General features: G+C 32.0%; 18 protein-coding genes. 16 read left to right on the top strand and 2 right to left on the bottom strand.

Features of this window, described 5'->3' with window-relative positions:
- The first annotated feature begins 44 nt into the window (after positions 1 to 44).
- From B5E75_RS10385 to B5E75_RS10375, 3 genes are read left to right on the top strand one after another with little or no spacing between them, the layout of a single operon-like run.
- Positions 45 to 2318 (top strand): bifunctional diguanylate cyclase/phosphodiesterase, encoded by a 2274-nt coding sequence (locus tag B5E75_RS10385; RefSeq protein WP_162607679.1) that lies wholly within the window; start codon positions 45 to 47, stop codon positions 2316 to 2318.
- Positions 2319 to 2320: 2 nt separating this feature from the next.
- On the top strand, positions 2321 to 3283 hold the full coding sequence (locus B5E75_RS10380) for a glycosylasparaginase (protein WP_087358970.1): 963 nt from the start codon (positions 2321 to 2323) through the stop codon (positions 3281 to 3283).
- Entirely contained in the window at positions 3283 to 4038 is a 756-nt protein-coding gene (locus B5E75_RS10375) for a copper homeostasis protein CutC (protein WP_087358968.1), read from the top strand. The genes B5E75_RS10380 and B5E75_RS10375 overlap by 1 nt, the downstream gene beginning before the upstream one ends.
- Here the strand turns inward: B5E75_RS10375 and B5E75_RS10370 are convergent.
- Positions 4029 to 4607 (bottom strand): CYTH domain-containing protein, encoded by a 579-nt coding sequence (locus tag B5E75_RS10370; protein ID WP_087358966.1) that lies wholly within the window; start codon positions 4605 to 4607, stop codon positions 4029 to 4031. The genes B5E75_RS10375 and B5E75_RS10370 overlap by 10 nt on opposite strands.
- A gap of 81 nt (positions 4608 to 4688) precedes the next feature.
- On the opposite strand from B5E75_RS10370, the gene B5E75_RS10365 reads away from it, so the two are divergent.
- Entirely contained in the window at positions 4689 to 5465 is a 777-nt protein-coding gene (locus B5E75_RS10365) for an NAD kinase (protein WP_087358964.1), read from the top strand.
- The gene (locus B5E75_RS10360; RefSeq protein ID WP_087358962.1) at positions 5462 to 6283 is read left to right on the top strand and encodes an RluA family pseudouridine synthase; all 822 of its coding nucleotides are present in this window, start codon (positions 5462 to 5464) and stop codon (positions 6281 to 6283) included. The genes B5E75_RS10365 and B5E75_RS10360 overlap by 4 nt, the downstream gene beginning before the upstream one ends.
- Here the strand turns inward: B5E75_RS10360 and B5E75_RS10355 are convergent.
- Positions 6273 to 7481: an FtsW/RodA/SpoVE family cell cycle protein gene (locus B5E75_RS10355; RefSeq protein WP_087358960.1), complete on the bottom strand. Its 1209-nt coding sequence runs from the start codon at positions 7479 to 7481 to the stop codon at positions 6273 to 6275. The genes B5E75_RS10360 and B5E75_RS10355 overlap by 11 nt on opposite strands.
- A gap of 80 nt (positions 7482 to 7561) precedes the next feature.
- Here B5E75_RS10355 and B5E75_RS10350 point away from each other — a divergent pair, with 80 nt between their 5' ends.
- The 11 genes from B5E75_RS10350 (at position 7562) to B5E75_RS10300 (ending at position 16791) form a co-directional block, all read left to right on the top strand.
- Positions 7562 to 7909 carry a PTS sugar transporter subunit IIB gene (locus tag B5E75_RS10350; protein WP_087358958.1) on the top strand — a complete coding sequence of 116 codons (348 nt, stop codon included), beginning with the start codon at positions 7562 to 7564 and terminating at the stop codon, positions 7907 to 7909.
- Between the two features lie 214 nt (positions 7910 to 8123).
- Positions 8124 to 10196, top strand: a complete 2073-nt coding sequence (pflB, locus tag B5E75_RS10345; protein WP_087358956.1) for a formate C-acetyltransferase — start codon at positions 8124 to 8126, stop codon at positions 10194 to 10196.
- Positions 10197 to 10213: 17 nt separating this feature from the next.
- Complete coding sequence (locus tag B5E75_RS10340) at positions 10214 to 10420, top strand: hypothetical protein (RefSeq protein ID WP_087358954.1); 207 nt, start codon at positions 10214 to 10216, stop codon at positions 10418 to 10420.
- Between the two features lie 14 nt (positions 10421 to 10434).
- Complete coding sequence (grcA3, locus tag B5E75_RS10335; RefSeq protein ID WP_087358952.1) at positions 10435 to 10677, top strand: autonomous glycyl radical cofactor GrcA3; 243 nt, start codon at positions 10435 to 10437, stop codon at positions 10675 to 10677.
- Positions 10678 to 10783: 106 nt separating this feature from the next.
- Positions 10784 to 11530 (top strand): pyruvate formate-lyase-activating protein, encoded by a 747-nt coding sequence (pflA, locus tag B5E75_RS10330; protein ID WP_087358950.1) that lies wholly within the window; start codon positions 10784 to 10786, stop codon positions 11528 to 11530.
- Positions 11531 to 11567: 37 nt separating this feature from the next.
- On the top strand, positions 11568 to 13316 hold the full coding sequence (locus tag B5E75_RS10325) for a DUF4037 domain-containing protein (protein ID WP_087358948.1): 1749 nt from the start codon (positions 11568 to 11570) through the stop codon (positions 13314 to 13316).
- Between the two features lie 2 nt (positions 13317 to 13318).
- Positions 13319 to 13930 (top strand): DUF4125 family protein, encoded by a 612-nt coding sequence (locus B5E75_RS10320; RefSeq protein WP_087358946.1) that lies wholly within the window; start codon positions 13319 to 13321, stop codon positions 13928 to 13930.
- Between the two features lie 59 nt (positions 13931 to 13989).
- Positions 13990 to 14289, top strand: a complete 300-nt coding sequence (locus tag B5E75_RS10315; RefSeq protein ID WP_087358944.1) for a PTS sugar transporter subunit IIB — start codon at positions 13990 to 13992, stop codon at positions 14287 to 14289.
- 52 nt (positions 14290 to 14341) lie between these two features.
- Positions 14342 to 15574 carry a metallophosphoesterase gene (locus B5E75_RS10310; protein ID WP_087358942.1) on the top strand — a complete coding sequence of 411 codons (1233 nt, stop codon included), beginning with the start codon at positions 14342 to 14344 and terminating at the stop codon, positions 15572 to 15574.
- Between the two features lie 58 nt (positions 15575 to 15632).
- The gene (locus B5E75_RS10305; RefSeq protein ID WP_087358940.1) at positions 15633 to 16514 is read left to right on the top strand and encodes an ROK family protein; all 882 of its coding nucleotides are present in this window, start codon (positions 15633 to 15635) and stop codon (positions 16512 to 16514) included.
- An 85-nt stretch (positions 16515 to 16599) separates the two neighbouring features.
- Complete coding sequence (locus B5E75_RS10300; RefSeq protein WP_087358939.1) at positions 16600 to 16791, top strand: PspC domain-containing protein; 192 nt, start codon at positions 16600 to 16602, stop codon at positions 16789 to 16791.
- The last annotated feature ends 979 nt before the right edge of the window (positions 16792 to 17770 follow it).

The following is a 17770-nucleotide window of genomic DNA, read 5'->3' as shown; positions in this document are numbered from 1 at the left end:
AAAAGTGGTATAATATGATGGAATATGAGCAAGGAGGACTAACAATGATGAAAGATGTATTTGAAAGAAGAATTAGAAAAATGATGATTGTTGTTTTTGTTATTGCTGTGAGTCTTCTTTGTGTATCCGTATCTTTACGTATTCATTTAAATAATATTGTAGAAGATAATAAAGTGCATCAAATCGAAGATGAGATTGATAAAGATATGAGTATTCTCCAACAACAAATTGATAATGATTTTCAGATTTTAGATTCATTTGCCAGTGTTTTAGAAATGGAAAACATTGTGGATAATCCACAATTTCCACAAGTTTTATCAGATGCTAATGAACAAAATGATTTTACAACCATGATGTATTTTGATGAATCAAAAGAAGGTATTATTGCCAATTCAGATAATGAGGTTAAAGAACATCAATCATTATCTATGATTCAACAAGAAATTCAAGAGATTGTTGCGGATGGTTTTGTTGGAAAAAGAACGATTTCTGATATTTTTAAAAGTCGTATTTCACAAAAACATGTTTATGCTTATGGTATACCTATTTATCAAAAAGACCATGTTGTTGGGGTTTTACTGGCTACTAAAAATGTTGAAATATGGATGGATGCAGGAGCTGGTACTGGTGTTTTAGGTGGTGACACTTATGCTTATCTGGTGGATGAAGATGGTCAAATTCTTGTCAATTCTCAGTATGATTTATTTCATCAGACAACCCTTTTTGCATCACCTTTTTTCCAACAAAAAGATTATCATGAATTAGAAGATGCATTACAGATGCAGCATGATTTTACACATTCTTTTCAATATGAGGGACAATCTTATCATGGTGTATTAAAGCCTTTAGGCATTAATAACTGGTATATTTATAGTGTTAATATGATTGATGATTCGCATTTATTTACAAATGAAAATATGCGTATTGTTGGTTTGATTTTTCTATTTATGGTGGGATTATTTGTTGCTTTATTGATTCTTGGTTATCGTTTCATGTTGAAAAATAATCGTGAATTGAAGCATTTTGCTTATTATGATTCTTTAACAGGAGTATATAACTATTCTTATTTTGTATCTTTAGGAAAGGAAATATTTAAAGAACAACCTTATTGTAGTGTAGCTGTATTGAATATTAGACAGTTTAAGTTTTTTAATGAAATTTTTGGTCATGAACAAGGAGATCAGTTATTGATTTATGAAAGAAATGTGATTCAAAAACATTTAAAAGAGGGAGAGTTTTTCTGTCGAGATAGGGCTGATCAGTTTTATATTTATTTAAAAGATACACAAAAGGATATCTTACAAAAAAGAATTGAAAATATCATGTCTGAAATTATTCAATATGTGGATTTGTTACATACAAATTATCAGTTAAAGATTCATTGTGGAGTGGCTATTTCCAGCTTGGAATTTATTGTGGATGATTCTTTTGATAGTTTAATGGTTCGTGTTATGTTTGCTTTAGCAAAGGCAAAAGAAAGCATTTTAACGAATATCTGGTTTTATGATATTGAATTGCATGAACAGGAAAAAATGGATAATTATGTTGAAAGTCATATGGATCAGGCTTTAAAAGATGGTGAATTTCAGCTTTATTTACAGCCTAAAATAGATTTAAAAGATGGAACGTTAAAAAGCAGTGAAGCACTGGTAAGATGGCAGACACATGATGGAAGAATGTTGTTTCCAAATCAATTTATTCCTATTTTTGAAAACAGTGGTTTTTGTAAGAAGCTGGATTTATTTATGTTTGAACAGGCATGTTTACAGCTGAGAAAATGGATGGATCAAGGCATAGCACCGATCGGTATTTCTGTTAATCAATCTAAATTATTGTTTTATGAAGCTGATTATGTGGATTGTTTAAAACAGATTGTCAATAAATATCAAGTATCACCACAATTATTAACATTAGAGATATTGGAAGATTTGGTTGCTGATAATGTGGATGAAGTCAATGATAAAATCCATTTATTACATCAGATTGGTTTTAGGGTTTCAATGGATGATTTTGGGAGTGGTTATTCTTCACTGAATATTTTAGGAAAACTTCATATTGATGAATTGAAAGTTGATAGAGGATTTTTACAGGAGATTTTTGATAGTGATAATCAAAAAGCAAAGATTATTTTGCAAGAAATCATTAAACTAGCAAAAACATTAGCTATTTCTACGGTTGTTGAAGGTATTGAAACAAAGGAATATCATGATTTAATGAAATCATTTGGCTGTGATTTAGGACAAGGCTATTATTATAGTCGACCAATCAGTCAGGAAGATTTTGATAAGCGTTATATGGAAGAAAGGAAGGAAAAATAGAGATGTGGGGTATGATTGCGACATGGCGCATGGCTAAAGAAGGATTAGAAATAGCACAAGATATTTTGAGTCATCATGGAGATGCTGGAGATGCTATTGAAAAGGCTATACAGGCAGTAGAAGACTTTCCTTATTATAAATCTGTCGGTTATGGGGGATTGCCTAATGAGGAAATGGAAGTAGAATTAGATGCGGCTTATATGGATGGGAACACTTTAAGTGTCGGAGCTATTGGAGCTATCAAAGATTTTGCTAATCCTATTTCCATTGCCAGACGTTTATCTCATGAAAAAGTCAACTGTATTCTGGTGGGAGAAGGGGCAGAAAAATTTGCTCATAAAGAAGGTTTTGAACGTAAAAATATGTTGACAGACCGTGCGAGGATTCATTATCGTCGTCGTATCAAAGAGTCATCACAGCAACTTAAACCTTATACTGGACATGATACTGTAGGTATGGTTTGTTTGGATGAAACAGGAAAAATGACTGCAGCGACATCGACAAGTGGATTATTTATGAAGAAAAAGGGTAGAATTGGTGATTCTCCTATCATTGGTTCTGGTTTTTATGTTGATTCTGATATTGGTGGTGCCAGTGCAACAGGTTTAGGAGAAGATTTGATGAAAGGTTGTATTTCTTATGAAATTGTTCAACTCATGGCAAAAGGAATGCATCCTCAACAGGCATGTGAAAAAGCTGTTTTTGATTTAGAAGAAAAATTAAAACAACGACGTGGTGAGGCAGGAGATTTATCTGTTGTAGCGATGAATCATCGAGGAGAATTTGGAGTTGCTACTAACATTGATGGTTTTTCATTTGTTGTCTGTCTGCCTCAACAGTCACCTATTGTGTATTTAGTTGAACGTCAAGGAAATCAATGTGTTTATGCTCCTGCCAGTCAACAATGGATGGATGAGTATATGCATACACGTATGGCACCGTTGACAGAAAGTGAGGATGAATAATGAAACCGATTGTGGAAATTTGTTGTGGCAGCTACAGTGATGCTTTATCAGCTGCTCATGCAGGAGCAACACGTATTGAATTAAATAGCGCTTTATCTTTAGGTGGTCTGACACCATCACTGGCAACATTAATCAAGGTCAAACAGGATACATCTTTAAAAGTTATTGCGATGGTTCGACCAAGAGGAGCAGGATTTTGTTATAGTGATGAAGAATACGAAATCATGAAAGAAGATGCGAAGATCATGCTGGATCATGGTGTCGATGGTTTAGCTTTTGGCTTTTTAGATAAACAGGGAATGATAGATGAAAAACGTACTTTAGAATTTGTGCAGTTGATTCATCGTTATCATAAGGAAGCTGTATTCCATCGTGCTTTTGACTGTGTCAATGATCCTTTTCAAGCGATTGAAAAACTGATTGATTTGCAAGTGGATCGTGTTTTAACGAGTGGATTAAAACCTAAAGCCATTGAGGCAGTGGAACTTTTATCCAAACTTCAACAACAATATGGAAATCAAATAGAAATATTAGTGGGTAGTGGTGTGAATAAGGAGAATGTGCTAGAAATCTTAGATAAAACAAAAGTTCATCAGGTGCATAGTTCTTGTAAAGATTGGATTGAAGATGTTACAACATCTATGCATGATGTTTCTTTTGCTTATGCTCCATTTCCTCATGAAAATGATTATGAAATCGTCAGTGAAGAATTGGTGAAAACACTTCTTGATGTTATAAAAAGCAGTCATTTTTGATGACTGCTTTTAAGATACGCTTCAAAGGCACGTGTGACTTTACTTGGACAATTGTGAGTATATTGTAAATGATAAGGTTCAATGATTTTAAGAAATTGTTGATAACCTTTTTTTTCATGATGAACTTCAAATTCTAATTCATAATCATGTTGATGCAGATAAGTGTTTTCATCTAATGATAGTGTCCCTTCTGGTAAAAGAATATCATAACGATGGGTTGTAAGAGAGAAAAGATGAGCCAATTCATGAAGGGGAATTCCTTCTTGTTCGAGGATATCCGTTATTTCATTTTTTAATTGAAATTGAAAAAATAAATCTTTTTCTTTCTTGGTAAGAGGAATATTTGTTTCTAATTGATGATTTTGATAAGGTCTTTTGAGTGTGAGTTCATATTGATTGTTTTTTGTACGAATGCGTAACATATATTTTTTTTGTGATAATAAGGGATGGGTAAAATAATCATTTGTCTGGATATAATCTTTTGTGATGGCATCATGATAATCTTCTAAAATTTGATTAAAAATTTGATGTGTTAATAAGATTTTGTATTCTATTTCTAATTGTTGCATAAAAAATCACCTCACCTTATTTTATCTTGTATTGCATTCCATTGCAATTTTTATATAATATAATGCATAGGTGGTGAAGTTATGAAAACATATGCAATTGTCTGTAAACAAGATCAGGAATCCATCATCTTGAGTGAAAAAATCAAATCAGAACTCAATACTTTTTTAACATATGAAGAAATCAGTCCAGATATGGTGATTAGTATTGGTGGAGATGGAACGATGTTATATAGTGTTCATAAATATATTCATATGCTAGAGCATGTTGCTTTTATTGGCATCCATACTGGAACATTGGGTTTTTTAACAGATTATCAGCGTGATGAATATCAGCAATTAATAGCGGATATCAAAAAAGGTGAATATCATATTTATGAACGACATTTACTGGAAGTGACTTCTTTGCAAGGAAAATTTCTAGCTTTAAATGAAGTACGTGTTGAAAATAATCGCCGTTCACAGGTGATTGATGTCTATATTAATGATGATTGCTTTGAAACATTTAGGGGGAATGGACTTTGTGTTTCTACAGCTTCAGGTTCAACAGCATATAATAAATCATTAGGTGGAGCAGTTATTAATTCGGGAGCAGAACTGATGCAGTTAAGCGAGATTGCAGGAATTCATCATAATGCTTATCGTTCGTTGGGCTCATCTTTAATTTTAGATAAATCTCATACTATTCGTTTTCAATCTCAAAGCTATCAAGGGGCTATTTTAGGTATTGATCATCTTGTGGTTGATTTACAGGAACATGATTGTATCAGTATTAAGATGGCATCCAAGACCGCCCGTTTTCTACAATATAAACAAGTCCCTTTTACAAAACGTTTAAAGAGAGCTTATTTACGTTCATGAAACGTCAATGGTATATTTTAAATGTTATCAGTGTTGGTGATTTTCTTTTATCTCAAGGAATCAGTCAAAAGGCCATCAAAGATATTAAGATGAAAGGGGAAATTCTGGTTAATGGAAAGCACCAGACAGTGCGTTATCTACTGCAGCCAGATGATGTTTTAACCATCTTTTATCCACCAGAAAATAATCAGTTGACACCCGTTGATATTCCATTAAAAATTATCTATGAAGATGATTACTTACTGGTTGTGGATAAACCAGCCGGGTTACCTTCCATTCCTACAAGAAGGCATCCTCTTAATACTTTAGCCAATGCTTTAACTTATTATTATCAGCAGATTCATTTATCTTCAACCATACATTTAGTGAATCGTTTAGATAAGGATACAAGTGGTTTAATGATTGTAGCTAAATATCGTTATATTCATGATCGTATGATGAAGGATTTAGGACATATTGATCGATATTATCAAGCTCATGTTCAAGGTATTATTGAAAATAATGGGACGATTCGTTTGCCGATTTACAAGGAACCATATATGATGAAACGTGTGATTGATTCACGAGGACAGGCAGCCTGTACGCATTATTGGGTTCAAAATGTTCGTCATGACTGTACTTTTGTAAGGTTTAAGCTGGAAACTGGACGAACACATCAAATTCGGGTACATATGGCGTCCATTGGTCATCCTCTGGTTGGGGATTCACTTTATGGAGATGGTTTAGGCCATTTTGATTTAGATAGCTATAGACTGGGATTTATTCACCCTATTACAAAACAAATCATAACGATTACAAAAAACAGATCTATTGAATGACAGATCTGTTTTTCATAATATTATTTTGTGTATTAATATCAATAAATAATGCGATAGCAATCATATAGGAAAGTAAAGATGAACCACCATAAGAAATAAAAGGTAAAGTAATACCTGTGATTGGTAATAAACCTAAAATCATTCCCATATTCCATATCTGTTGAAATAACAACATGCCAATAATACCAATGGTCATAAACTTATCTTGGGCATTGGTAGAATCTAAACCAATTTTTAAAATAATAATATCTAAAGCAACAATAGCTGCGATAGTTATAAAACCTCCAATAAAACCATAGTTTGTTAAAATAACAGCAAAGATAAAATCGGTCTGAGCTTCTGGAAAGACTTTAATCACAGATTGGAAACCATGACCAAACCATCCAGCACTTCCATAAGATAATAAAGAGTTAAAAAGCTGAAAGCCTTCTTTATTATAGGTTCCTTCTGGATCCAGCCAGCCATAAAAACGGTCGACTTGATGAGAACTTAAGAGTTTTTCAAAGATTTCTGGCTGATAGATAAAGAGATAAGCTCCAACAATAAGAATCACAGCAACTAAACTTAATCCAAAGATAAACCACTGATTTCTTAAACCACTAGAAAATATAACAAAAGCAGCACCGACTAGAATAATCAACACTACCCCAGTGTCATTTTGTAATAATACTAATAGAGCTGGAGGAACAACAACTTTCATACATTTCCAGATATATTGAAGTTCAGATTCGGTTGTATGAATTAAATAATAATCATTATGTTCTTTAGTGACTCTCGCTAAAGCGACAACAATCGCAATTTTCATAAATTCAGATGGTTGTATGCTTAAAAGTGGAAAATTGAACCATGAGGTTGCACCTCCAGATGTATTGACCAGAGGAATGATATGATGACCAGGCCATAATCTTGTCCAAATGAAATGTTCAATGGCTAAAATAATGAGAAGAACCATCAATATCCAATAGATAATCCATATTTTATCATAAATCTGCTCTTTTCCTATTTTATATATAATAAAAACCATAATGGCTGATATGACATAGAATACGCCTTGTTTGATCCATAGGGTTTCAGGATTTCCTACTTTATTAGAAATCATTGGAGTTGCACTGAGAATTGCAAAACAGCTAATCACAGCAAGTACGCAAATGATACAAATCAAGGGCTGTTCATAACAGAGTTTTTTGATTCGCTCCATGACTTTGCTCCTTTCTTTTTTTATCTTCTTATAGTATACTATAAAAAAGAAATACTTCAATTAAAAAAGGATGTGAAAATATGGATGTTCAATATATTTTTGTTGTTATAGCGATTATCGTTGCTTTGATACTTCTTTATCTGGGGTTTATTCATTTAATTAAGAATAAGCGTTTGAATCAGGAATTTCAATCAACCCTTCCTATTCAGGAATTGATTGAAGCATTGGGTGGTCAGGAAAATGTTAAAGAAGTACGTAGCAGTGCCTCTAAGGTCACAGTTGTTTTGGCTAATCAACAGCTTGTTGATATTGATAAAATTAAAGCTTTGGGCGCAAGTGGTATTGTAGAAGGTGCTTCAAGTCTGGCGATGATTTTTGGGCGACAGTCAGAAAATATTGCAGCTGATTTAAGGAGATATATAGGATAGTCTGTATATCTTTTTTTGTTAAGATTTGGTAAAAAAAGTGTTTTTTGAAGCATATAATTGGTAATTCAAAAAAGAATCTGTTATATTGAAGCTGTCAAGTTCCGGCGATTCATTTTATGGCAGAAAATTGCGAAAAAAAACAAGCTATTTTATTGTTTCAGTAGTCTATTAGTGCTATAATGAATGAGAAATAAACAAACAGGGGGTTTAGAAAATGACATTTAAAGAAAAATGGAATGATGCTTGGGATGGCTTCCAAGCAGGTAAATGGAACAAGGAAGTGAATTTAAGAGATTTCATTCAATTAAACTACACACCTTATGATGGTGATGATTCTTTCTTGGCTGGTCCTACTCAAAACACAAAAGATTTATGGGCACAAGTTATGGATTTAACTAAACAAGAAAGAGAAGCTGGTGGAGTTTTAGATATGGATACAAAAATTGTTTCTACTTTAACTTCACATGATGCAGGATACTTAGATAGATCTAAAGAAAAAATTGTTGGTGTTCAAACTGATAAACCATTCAAAAGATCTTTACAACCATTTGGTGGTATCCGTATTGCAGAACAAGCTTGTGAAACAAATGGATATAAAGTAGATCCAGAAGTTTCTTATATTTTCAGAGAATATAGAAAAACACATAACCAAGGTGTATTTGATGTTTATACACCAGAAATCAGAGCTTGTCGTTCAGCACATATTATCACTGGTTTACCAGATGGATATGGTCGTGGACGTATTATTGGTGACTATCGTAGAGTTGCTTTATATGGTGTAGATAAATTAATTGAAGATAAGAAAAATCAATTTGCGACAACTCAAAAGAGAATGACTTCTAAAGTTATTCAATTACGTGAAGAATTAAGTGAACAAATTAGAGCTTTAGGTGAATTGAAAGAAATGGCTGCAAAATATGGTTTTGATATTTCTAAACCAGCAACAAACTGCCAAGAAGCTATTCAATGGTTATACTTTGGATATTTAGGTGCAGTTAAAGAACAAAATGGTGCAGCAATGTCTTTAGGACGTACTTCTACATTTATTGATATTTATGTAGAAAGAGATTTAAAGAAAGGATTATTCACTGAAGAACAAATCCAAGAATTTATTGATCATTTCATTATGAAATTAAGAATTGTTAAATTCGCAAGAACTCCAGAATATAACTCAATTTTCGCAGGAGATCCAACTTGGGTAACTGAATCAATCGGTGGTGTTGGTGTTGACGGACGTCATATGGTTACTAAGACTTCATTCAGATATTTACATACATTATCTAACTTAGGAACTGCACCAGAACCAAATATGACAGTTTTATGGTCAACTCGTTTACCAGAAAACTTCAAAGCATTCTGTGCAAAAACTTCTATTGAAACTTCATCAATTCAATATGAAAATGATGATTTAATGAGAGTGACTCATGGTGATGATTACGCTATTGCATGTTGTGTATCTTCAATGAGAGTTGGAAAAGAAATGCAATTCTTTGGTGCACGTGCTAACTTAGCTAAATGTTTATTATACGCTATCAATGGTGGTGTTGATGAAAAAACTAAGAAACAAGTTGGACCAAAATATAGACCAGTTGAAGGTGATTACTTAGATTACGAAGATGTTAAATCTAAATTTGTAGATATGATGTCTTGGTTAGCTGGTGTCTATGTTAATGCGTTAAATATCATTCATTATATGCATGATAAATATGCTTATGAAAGAATTCAAATGGCTTTACATGATAGAGAAGTAAGACGTTATTTTGCAACAGGTATTGCTGGTTTATCAGTTGTTGCTGACTCTTTATCAGCTATCAAATATGCTAAAGTAAAATGTATTAGAGATGAAGATGGTATTGTCGTTGATTACGAAGTAGAAGGAGATTTCCCTAAATATGGTAATGATGATGACAGAGTTGATGAAATTGCAACTTGGTTAGTTGAAACTTTCATGGATATGGTTCGTTCTCATCATACTTATAGAGATTCTTATCCAACAACTTCAATCTTAACAATTACTTCTAACGTTGTATATGGTAAAGCAACAGGTAATACTCCAGATGGAAGAAAAGCTGGTCAACCATTTGCTCCAGGTGCTAACCCAATGCATGGTAGAGATTCTCATGGTGCTATTTCTTCATTATCTTCAGTTGCTAAATTACCATTCAAAGATGCACAAGATGGTATTTCAAATACATTTACTGTCATTCCTGGTGCATTAGGTAAAGATGATCAAGTTTTCGCTGGTGACTTAGATATTGATTCAATCAAAGAAGGAAATCTTGATTAATAGAAAGAAGTGAAATGATGGCTACTCAAAAAGAAATTGATGATTTAGTCAAAATGTTAGATGGACGTATGAGTGCAGGGGCTGGACATATTAATTTGAAGGTCAATGAAGATGCTCATATTGAAATGGAAGAAGTATCTGTTGTGTCAAAGATGGATTGTGATAGTGGTGATACTGCTTGTAAGATTCCTAATTTGCCAATGGATGACGATGACCAATATTAAAGGAGGAGAAATTTATGGCTGCAAGTGAACAACAAGTTGAAAATTTAGTTGGAATGTTAGATGCTTATGCTACAAAAGGAGGACATCATTTAAATGTTAATGTTTTAAACAGAGATACTTTAATTGATGCTCAAAAACATCCAGAAAAATATCCACAATTAACAATTCGTGTTTCTGGATATGCTGTTAACTTTGTTAAATTAACAAAAGAACAACAAGATGATGTTATTTCTCGTACATTCCATGAAGCAATGTAATGAGGGTTAAGGTGCTGAGGCACCTTTTCTTTTTGTAAAAAATAGTACATATGCAATGATATTTTATAGAAAATATGTTAAAATAATAAAGAAAGTTGGTGAGAATATGAAAGGATATATTCATTCTTTAGAAAGTTGTGGAACTGTTGATGGTCCGGGAATTCGTTTTGTTGTTTTCTTTCAAGGGTGTCCTATGCGTTGTCAATACTGTCATAACCCTGATACTTGGAAACCACATACTGGAACACAGATGACAGTTGATGAAATTTTGAAAGAATATAATACGAAAAAAGAGTTTTATAAAAATGGAGGAATCACTTGTACTGGTGGAGAACCAATGATGCAAATTGATTTCTTAACAGAGTTATTTGAAAAATGTCGTGAGGAAAATATTCATACATGTTTAGATACTTCAGGTATAACTTTTAATGAAAATCCTGAATATCTAAAGAAAGTTGATCGTTTATTGGCTTCAACAAATTTGGTTATGTTGGATATTAAACATATTGATCCTGAAGAACATAAAAAATTAACAGCACAACCTAATGATATGATTTTAAAATTTGCAAAATATGTAGATGACAAAGGTATTGATATATGGATTCGTCATGTTGTAGTTCCAACAATTACACAAAATGATGAATATTTATATCGTCTAGGTCAATTTATCGCAACTTTGAAACATGTCAAAGCATTAGATGTTTTACCTTATCATACGATGGGCGTTGTGAAATATAAGAATTTAGGTATGGATTATCCTCTTGAAGGCATTCCACCTTTAGATAAAAAAGATGCCATAGCTGCCAGAGAAGTCGTATTAAAAGGAATGAAAGATGCATTAAATCATAAATAGACACTTTGTGTCTATTTATTTTTAAAAGGAGAAAATCATGACTATACAAGAACTACAAGAAAAATTAGATCAGTTCTATGCACAAAATGCATTAGATGATGCCTATACTTTTTTAATGGAACAAGTTCGCATTGCAATGGAAAAACAGGACAATCCAGCCTTATTGTTTTTACTAAATGAAATGATAGGTTATTTTCGTGTTACATCAAAGTTTCAACTGGGAAATCAGATTGCTGTTCAAATATTGAATATTTTAAATATGTGTGGACTTGAAGATACAATTGATGGAGCTACCTCTTATATTAATATTGCGACCTTTTATAGAGCACAGGGAAAATATCAGGAAGCGTTGGAACTCTATCAAAAAACAGAAAAGATTTATCATCATTACTTATCTCCAGATGATGAACTGTATAGTGCCTTTTATAATAATTTAAGTCTTTTGTATCAAGAAATGGGTTCTACAACTTTGGCTATTGAAACAGGAAAAAAAGCACTTACGATAGTTCAAAAATTAGAAAACTATCGTGAAGAAGAAGCCATTACTTATACAAATTTGGCTCAAATGTATTTAACACTTCATCAAAATGAAGAAGCTAAACAATGTATTCATCAGGCAGTGGCGTTATTTCAACAGTATGCACCAGATGATCCTCATTATTTTGCAACCCTTGCTTCATTGGCTCAGTTAGAATACTTACAAAAAAACTTTTCTCAGGCTATTGCGATTTATGATCAAGTTTTAATACTTATTGAAAGTGTATATGGAAAAAATAAAGATTATCAAACCATTTTAAAAAATAAAGAAAAAGTTTTAAGTGAAATGAAAACAGTCAAAGGACTAGATTTATGTGAAGCTTTTTATAACCAATATGGTCGTGCTATGATTGAACAAGAATTTGCCTCTATTCGTCCTTATATGGCGATTGGACTTATGGGAATGGGTTCTGATTGTTTGGGGTATGATGATGAGATTTCTCATGATCATGATTTTGGACCGGGATTTTGTATTTGGGTACCTCGTGATATTTATCAACAATATGGTCAAAAAATACAGGAAAGTTATCAAAAACTCCCACAAGAATTTATGGGTGTTCAAAGATTAACTTCTTTACATGGTTCTGGGAGAGTTGGGGTTTTTGAAATTGAAAGCTTTTTTGAACAGTTTTTAAGAAAAATTCCCGAAACTTTAGATGAATGGCTTTACGTTGATGAAAATGCTTTATTAGCTTGTACAAATGGTCGTATATTTGAAGATGATTATGGAAAAGTCACACAGATCAGAGAATATCTCAAAACATATCCAGAAGATATTAGAATAAAGAAGATAGCCCGTGCTCTTGCGAAAATGGCACAATCTGGACAGTATAATTATGGAAGATGTATGCAAAGAGGCGATGAGGTGGCTGCTTCATTGGCACTTCATGAATTTATAGATCAGACATTATCTGTTGTTTATTTACTGAATAAAAAATATAAACCTTATTATAAATGGAGTTATTATGGATTAAAAGATTGCTTTTATTTACAACAAGTCCAAGATTTACTGTTGGAACTGGTACAACTGCCATCTCAATTGTTTCAATGGAAACATTTTCAAGGTGGTATCAATTTAGATGATGCGAAGGTTGTTGTGATTGAAAAGATATGTCAGATGGTGATTGGTGAATTGCAGCGACAGGAACTTTCTGATAGTCAAGATGATTTTTTAGATACACATGCACATCTTGTCATGAATCATATTCAAGATCAGCATATTCGTTTAAAACATGTGATGGAGGGATAAAAATGAGTGATGATATTGTACAGTTAGAATGGGAGTTTTTTCAGCATGTACAACATATTGATGGACGTGCAAGTTGTCAGGATGACTTTGAAACATTTTACTTACAAAGAAAGAGTCAATTTGATGCTTTTGATCAAGATGTTCAACAAGCCTGTCTACAAGATTTAAAAGTAGCCAAACAGATGGGAAGAAATCCAGTGATGGAAAAGTATGCCTATATGATGGAAAGTACAGATCCTGATTATTATCAGACGATTCAAGATCAATTGCCACAAGTGGATCCACAAAAAAGAGCGTTCATTCAGATTTTATGTGAAATTGAAGTATCTATGCGTGAAGATATGAATGAAAAATATCCATATCTTTTAGCACAGGCACGTTTAACTCATACTTTAGAGGATGAAAAAGACGATACATCTTTTGAAACTTACTTAAGAGGAGAGTTAATGACTTATAGTGATGAAACACTTTATCTATATGGACAGATGGTTTTAAGAATGGTCCAGAATCAAGAAAATCTGATTGAAAAGATTTTAACAAATACTGTTAAGGCTTATGGTTATTCTTCCTTAGAAGAAGCAAATAATTTTATGAAGGAAAGTCAAAAGCAATAGAAGTCGTTATAAAATTGTGATAAAATAGATGTAGGGAACTAAGAAGGAGGAATATAATCATGAAAATCTTATTATGTTGTTTAGCTGGTGTAACATCTACTTTGTTTTCTACAAAATTAAAAGACGCTGCTTCAAGAAAGAGAGTAGACGCTACTGTTTGGTCTGCATCTGAACATGCAGTAGAATATTCAAGTAATCTTGCTGATGTGATTCTTGTAGAACCTCAATTAAAAGGATCATATGAAAAAATCAAAGCAGATAACCCTGATAAACCAGTTATTTTAATTAGTGACGATGATTTTAAGAATTTCAATGCACAAAAGATTTTTGATATGGCTTATGAAGCTTATCAAAAATAATAGAAATGTGAAAGAATGAATAGCTTCGCTATCCATTCTTTTTAGGTCATTTATGAAAAAGATAATATATGGGATTATTTGTTGTCTTTGTTTGATGGGATGCCAGAAAAAAACTGTGTGCGATAAAGACAATTTAAAAATCATTGTTGCTAGTGACTTACATTATTTTTTAAAAGATTATTATCAAGATTGTGACTGGTTTGAAGAATCTATGTTATATGGTGATGGGAAAATGGTCACTTATGGTGATGAAATTGTAGATGCTTTTATATCAGCTGTTCTTCAAGAAAAACCAGAGCTGGTCATTTTAACAGGTGATTTAAGTTTTAATGGTGAAAAGGGGAGTCATCAACAATTAGCTCAAAAACTAGAACAATTAAGAGAAAAGAATATTCAGGTTGCTGTTATACCGGGAAATCATGATATTGATAATATTTATACAAAGGGATATGGCAAAGATGATTATTTTGATGTAGAGAATATTGATGCTAAAACTTTTCAAGATATTTATCAAGATTTAGGTTATCATTTGGCTGTTTCAAAACATGATGAGTCTTTAAGTTATCGTATTGATTTGAATGAAGATTATAGTTTGTTGATGATGGATTCTAATGCACATGAACAAACAGAAATGATGCTAGGAGCAAGTGGTTTTTTTACAGAGTCAACAATGCAGTGGTTAGAGGAACAACTCCAAGATATACAAAAACAAAAGAAGATACCTCTTATTGCGATGCATCATAATTTAGCAATCCATAATGAATTGTTAAATAATGGATATACCATTAATGATCATGAGAAGATTGCAAAACTCTTTTCTCAATATCATGTTCCATTTGTATTAAGTGGACATATACATTGTCAAAATATCAAAACGATTCAGGGAATCTATTATATTGCATCTTCATCATTATTGGATGCTCCACTTCAATATGGTATTATTGAATTAAATCAGCAGCAAATGAACTATCATACAAAGTCATTATCAATTTCAGTCAATGCAGATGAGTATTTTGATACAGTTTCTGCAAATAAATTCGGTGAATCTTTGCAGGGGATATCAGATACTCAAAAAAGAGAGGCTATTCAAGATGTATTAGTGAAAGCCAATCGTTACTATTTTACTGGTAACATCAATCAATATGTAGATGAACTTCGCTCTAGCGATGGTTATCAATATTTACAAAATGAAGATTTAAGTTTTTATCAACAGTATTTAGAAAGTATGTTAAAAGAAACAGAGTCTTCACAGTCATTACAATTATCAATAATATATGAAAAATAACTTTTGACAAGATATAAGTTATGATAAAATATGATAAAACAAGGGAGGAATAAATAAGATGAAATTAGGTGCAATTGAAGCCGGAGGTACAAAATTTGTTGTTGCGATTGGAGATGAAAATGGAAATGTTTTAGAAAGAGATGCTTTTCCAACAACAACACCACAAGAAACAGTTGAAAATATTTTTAAATTTTTTGATGGAAAGAACATTGAAGCTTTAGGATTAGGATGTTTTGGACCTATTGATCCTGATTTAAAGAGTCCAACATATGGATATATTACAACAACACCTAAACCAGGGTGGACAAACTATAATATTGTAGGAGCTTTACAGGAACATTACCCTGATTTGCCAATTGGTTTTGATACAGATGTGAATGGTGCGGCACTTGGTGAAGCATACTTTGGTGCAGCCAAAGGATTAGATAGTGCTTTATATTTAACAATTGGAACTGGAATTGGTGGAGGAGCCATTGTGGAAGGAAACCTTGTTCATGGTTTACTACATCCAGAAATGGGACACATGATTCTAGAACAAAGAGAAGACGATACTTATAAAGGAAAATGTCCATATCATGGAACATGTTTTGAAGGTTTGGCAGCAGGTCCAGCTATTGAAGAAAGATGGGGAATCAAAGGAAGCGAATTGCCTGAAGATCACCCTGCATGGGATTTAGAAGCATGGTATATTGCTCAAGCATTAGCTATTTATGTTTTAACTTTATCACCAAAGAAAATTATCTTAGGTGGTGGTGTTATGCATCAAAAACAATTATTCCCACTCATTCATAAATATCTTCAAGAAAGATTAAATGGTTATATTCAAAAAGATGAAATTACAACAGATGCCATTAAAAATTATGTTGTTTATCCAGGATTAGGTGATAATGCTGGTGTTTGTGGTGCTTTAGCACTAGCCAAAATGGCAAAAGAAAGATAAGGGATACTCAAATCCCTTTTTCTTATGAAGTCTATTGACAATCATATGCTTTAATCAATATAATCTAGGTAATGGAGGAATTTTAATGAGAAAAAGATTATATAGATCAAGACGTGATGTGATGATTGCAGGAGTTTGTGGAGGAATTGCAGAATATTTTGATGTTGATCCTACAATTGTAAGATTGATAGCTGTTGTTTTGATTTTAGGTTGGGGTTCAGGACTTCTTGCTTATTTAATAGCAGTGCTTATTATTCCTAAAAACCCTTATCAATAAAAGAAAGGTTGAAATCATTATAGATTCCAACCTTTTATCTTTATTTTATATAATATAAAAAGTAGAGCATAGCCCTACAAAAACCTTTATTTTTCTTCTTCGATATATTATATGCATTTTTTACATAAATCATAATATTTGATAAGTTCTACTTCTTTATTCATTATTTTATGACATGTTTTTGTGATAAATAAAACAGTTCTTAAAGAAAATTAAGAAATTTTAAAAGAAATCATAAAAAATCTTAAAACATTGAAAATTGATTCATGTTATTATCAATTTTGTAAACGGAATAAGGAGTGTTTTTATGGAGAGAAAAATATACTTTTTGACGAAAATATGTTTTTTTATTGTTGTTATATTTGTTTCAATATTTTTAAAGACAAATCAATTTTTGGGGTATATAGCCCCAATAGGAGCTTTCGACCAAACGAATACTATCCTTCAATTTAATGAATTTTCAAAGGTTCTTATAGTAAGCAGTTTATTATTACTTGTTCTATTTTTTATCTATTATAGAATGAGTGTTCTTTTATCTACTGTCACATTATTAGATATATTCATTTTACTTTATTATTTTATATATTTTATGATAACATTGACTACTCGATTCTCATTTTATGAATTTTCTGGTGAGTTAGCTCAGTTAACTCTTAGGTTATCTTCAATCACATTTTTGCAATCTTATTTTTTAAAAATAATACCTTTTGGAATCATACTTTATATTCCAATCATATATCTATTCTTTATTCAAAAACGTAATCAATAATATGATTTGAGAACCAAAATATAAAAATGAAGTATATATTTCAAAAATCATTTTTATGACAATCAAATAAATGAAAAAGCTATGTGTATTATTGAACCGCCCCTGTCAAGTAGACAGGTGAAATAATTAAAAATGTTTTTGATGAAGTTGCCGAGGAGACAACTTCATTTTTCTTTATGCAGCTAATGTTGTATTACTTGTATAATGTTC

This window comes from Massiliimicrobium timonense (assembly GCF_002160865.1).
Classification (GTDB): Bacteria; Bacillota_I; Bacilli_A; order Erysipelotrichales; family Coprobacillaceae; genus Allocoprobacillus.
Note: the sequence above shows the minus strand (reverse complement) of the source record. Positions and strands in the feature narration are given on the sequence as shown.

Excerpts from the sequence above, each read along its gene's own strand:
- B5E75_RS10370 (WP_087358966.1), bottom strand. The coding sequence starts at position 4,607 with ATGCAACAATTAGAAATAGAATACAAAATCTTATTAACACATCAAATT.
- pflA (WP_087358950.1), top strand. The coding sequence starts at position 10,784 with ATGAAAGGATATATTCATTCTTTAGAAAGTTGTGGAACTGTTGATGGT.
- B5E75_RS10315 (WP_087358944.1), top strand. The coding sequence starts at position 13,990 with ATGAAAATCTTATTATGTTGTTTAGCTGGTGTAACATCTACTTTGTTT.
- B5E75_RS10365 (WP_087358964.1), top strand. The coding sequence starts at position 4,689 with ATGAAAACATATGCAATTGTCTGTAAACAAGATCAGGAATCCATCATC.
- grcA3 (WP_087358952.1), top strand. The coding sequence starts at position 10,435 with ATGGCTGCAAGTGAACAACAAGTTGAAAATTTAGTTGGAATGTTAGAT.
- B5E75_RS10310 (WP_087358942.1), top strand. The coding sequence starts at position 14,342 with ATGAAAAAGATAATATATGGGATTATTTGTTGTCTTTGTTTGATGGGA.
- B5E75_RS10380 (WP_087358970.1), top strand. The coding sequence starts at position 2,321 with ATGTGGGGTATGATTGCGACATGGCGCATGGCTAAAGAAGGATTAGAA.
- B5E75_RS10385 (WP_162607679.1), top strand. The coding sequence starts at position 45 with ATGATGAAAGATGTATTTGAAAGAAGAATTAGAAAAATGATGATTGTT.
- B5E75_RS10320 (WP_087358946.1), top strand. The coding sequence starts at position 13,319 with ATGAGTGATGATATTGTACAGTTAGAATGGGAGTTTTTTCAGCATGTA.
- B5E75_RS10340 (WP_087358954.1), top strand. The coding sequence starts at position 10,214 with ATGGCTACTCAAAAAGAAATTGATGATTTAGTCAAAATGTTAGATGGA.
- B5E75_RS10325 (WP_087358948.1), top strand. The coding sequence starts at position 11,568 with ATGACTATACAAGAACTACAAGAAAAATTAGATCAGTTCTATGCACAA.
- B5E75_RS10355 (WP_087358960.1), bottom strand. The coding sequence starts at position 7,481 with ATGGAGCGAATCAAAAAACTCTGTTATGAACAGCCCTTGATTTGTATC.
- pflB (WP_087358956.1), top strand. The coding sequence starts at position 8,124 with ATGACATTTAAAGAAAAATGGAATGATGCTTGGGATGGCTTCCAAGCA.
- B5E75_RS10360 (WP_087358962.1), top strand. The coding sequence starts at position 5,462 with ATGAAACGTCAATGGTATATTTTAAATGTTATCAGTGTTGGTGATTTT.
- B5E75_RS10300 (WP_087358939.1), top strand. The coding sequence starts at position 16,600 with ATGAGAAAAAGATTATATAGATCAAGACGTGATGTGATGATTGCAGGA.
- B5E75_RS10350 (WP_087358958.1), top strand. The coding sequence starts at position 7,562 with ATGGATGTTCAATATATTTTTGTTGTTATAGCGATTATCGTTGCTTTG.
- B5E75_RS10305 (WP_087358940.1), top strand. The coding sequence starts at position 15,633 with ATGAAATTAGGTGCAATTGAAGCCGGAGGTACAAAATTTGTTGTTGCG.
- B5E75_RS10375 (WP_087358968.1), top strand. The coding sequence starts at position 3,283 with ATGAAACCGATTGTGGAAATTTGTTGTGGCAGCTACAGTGATGCTTTA.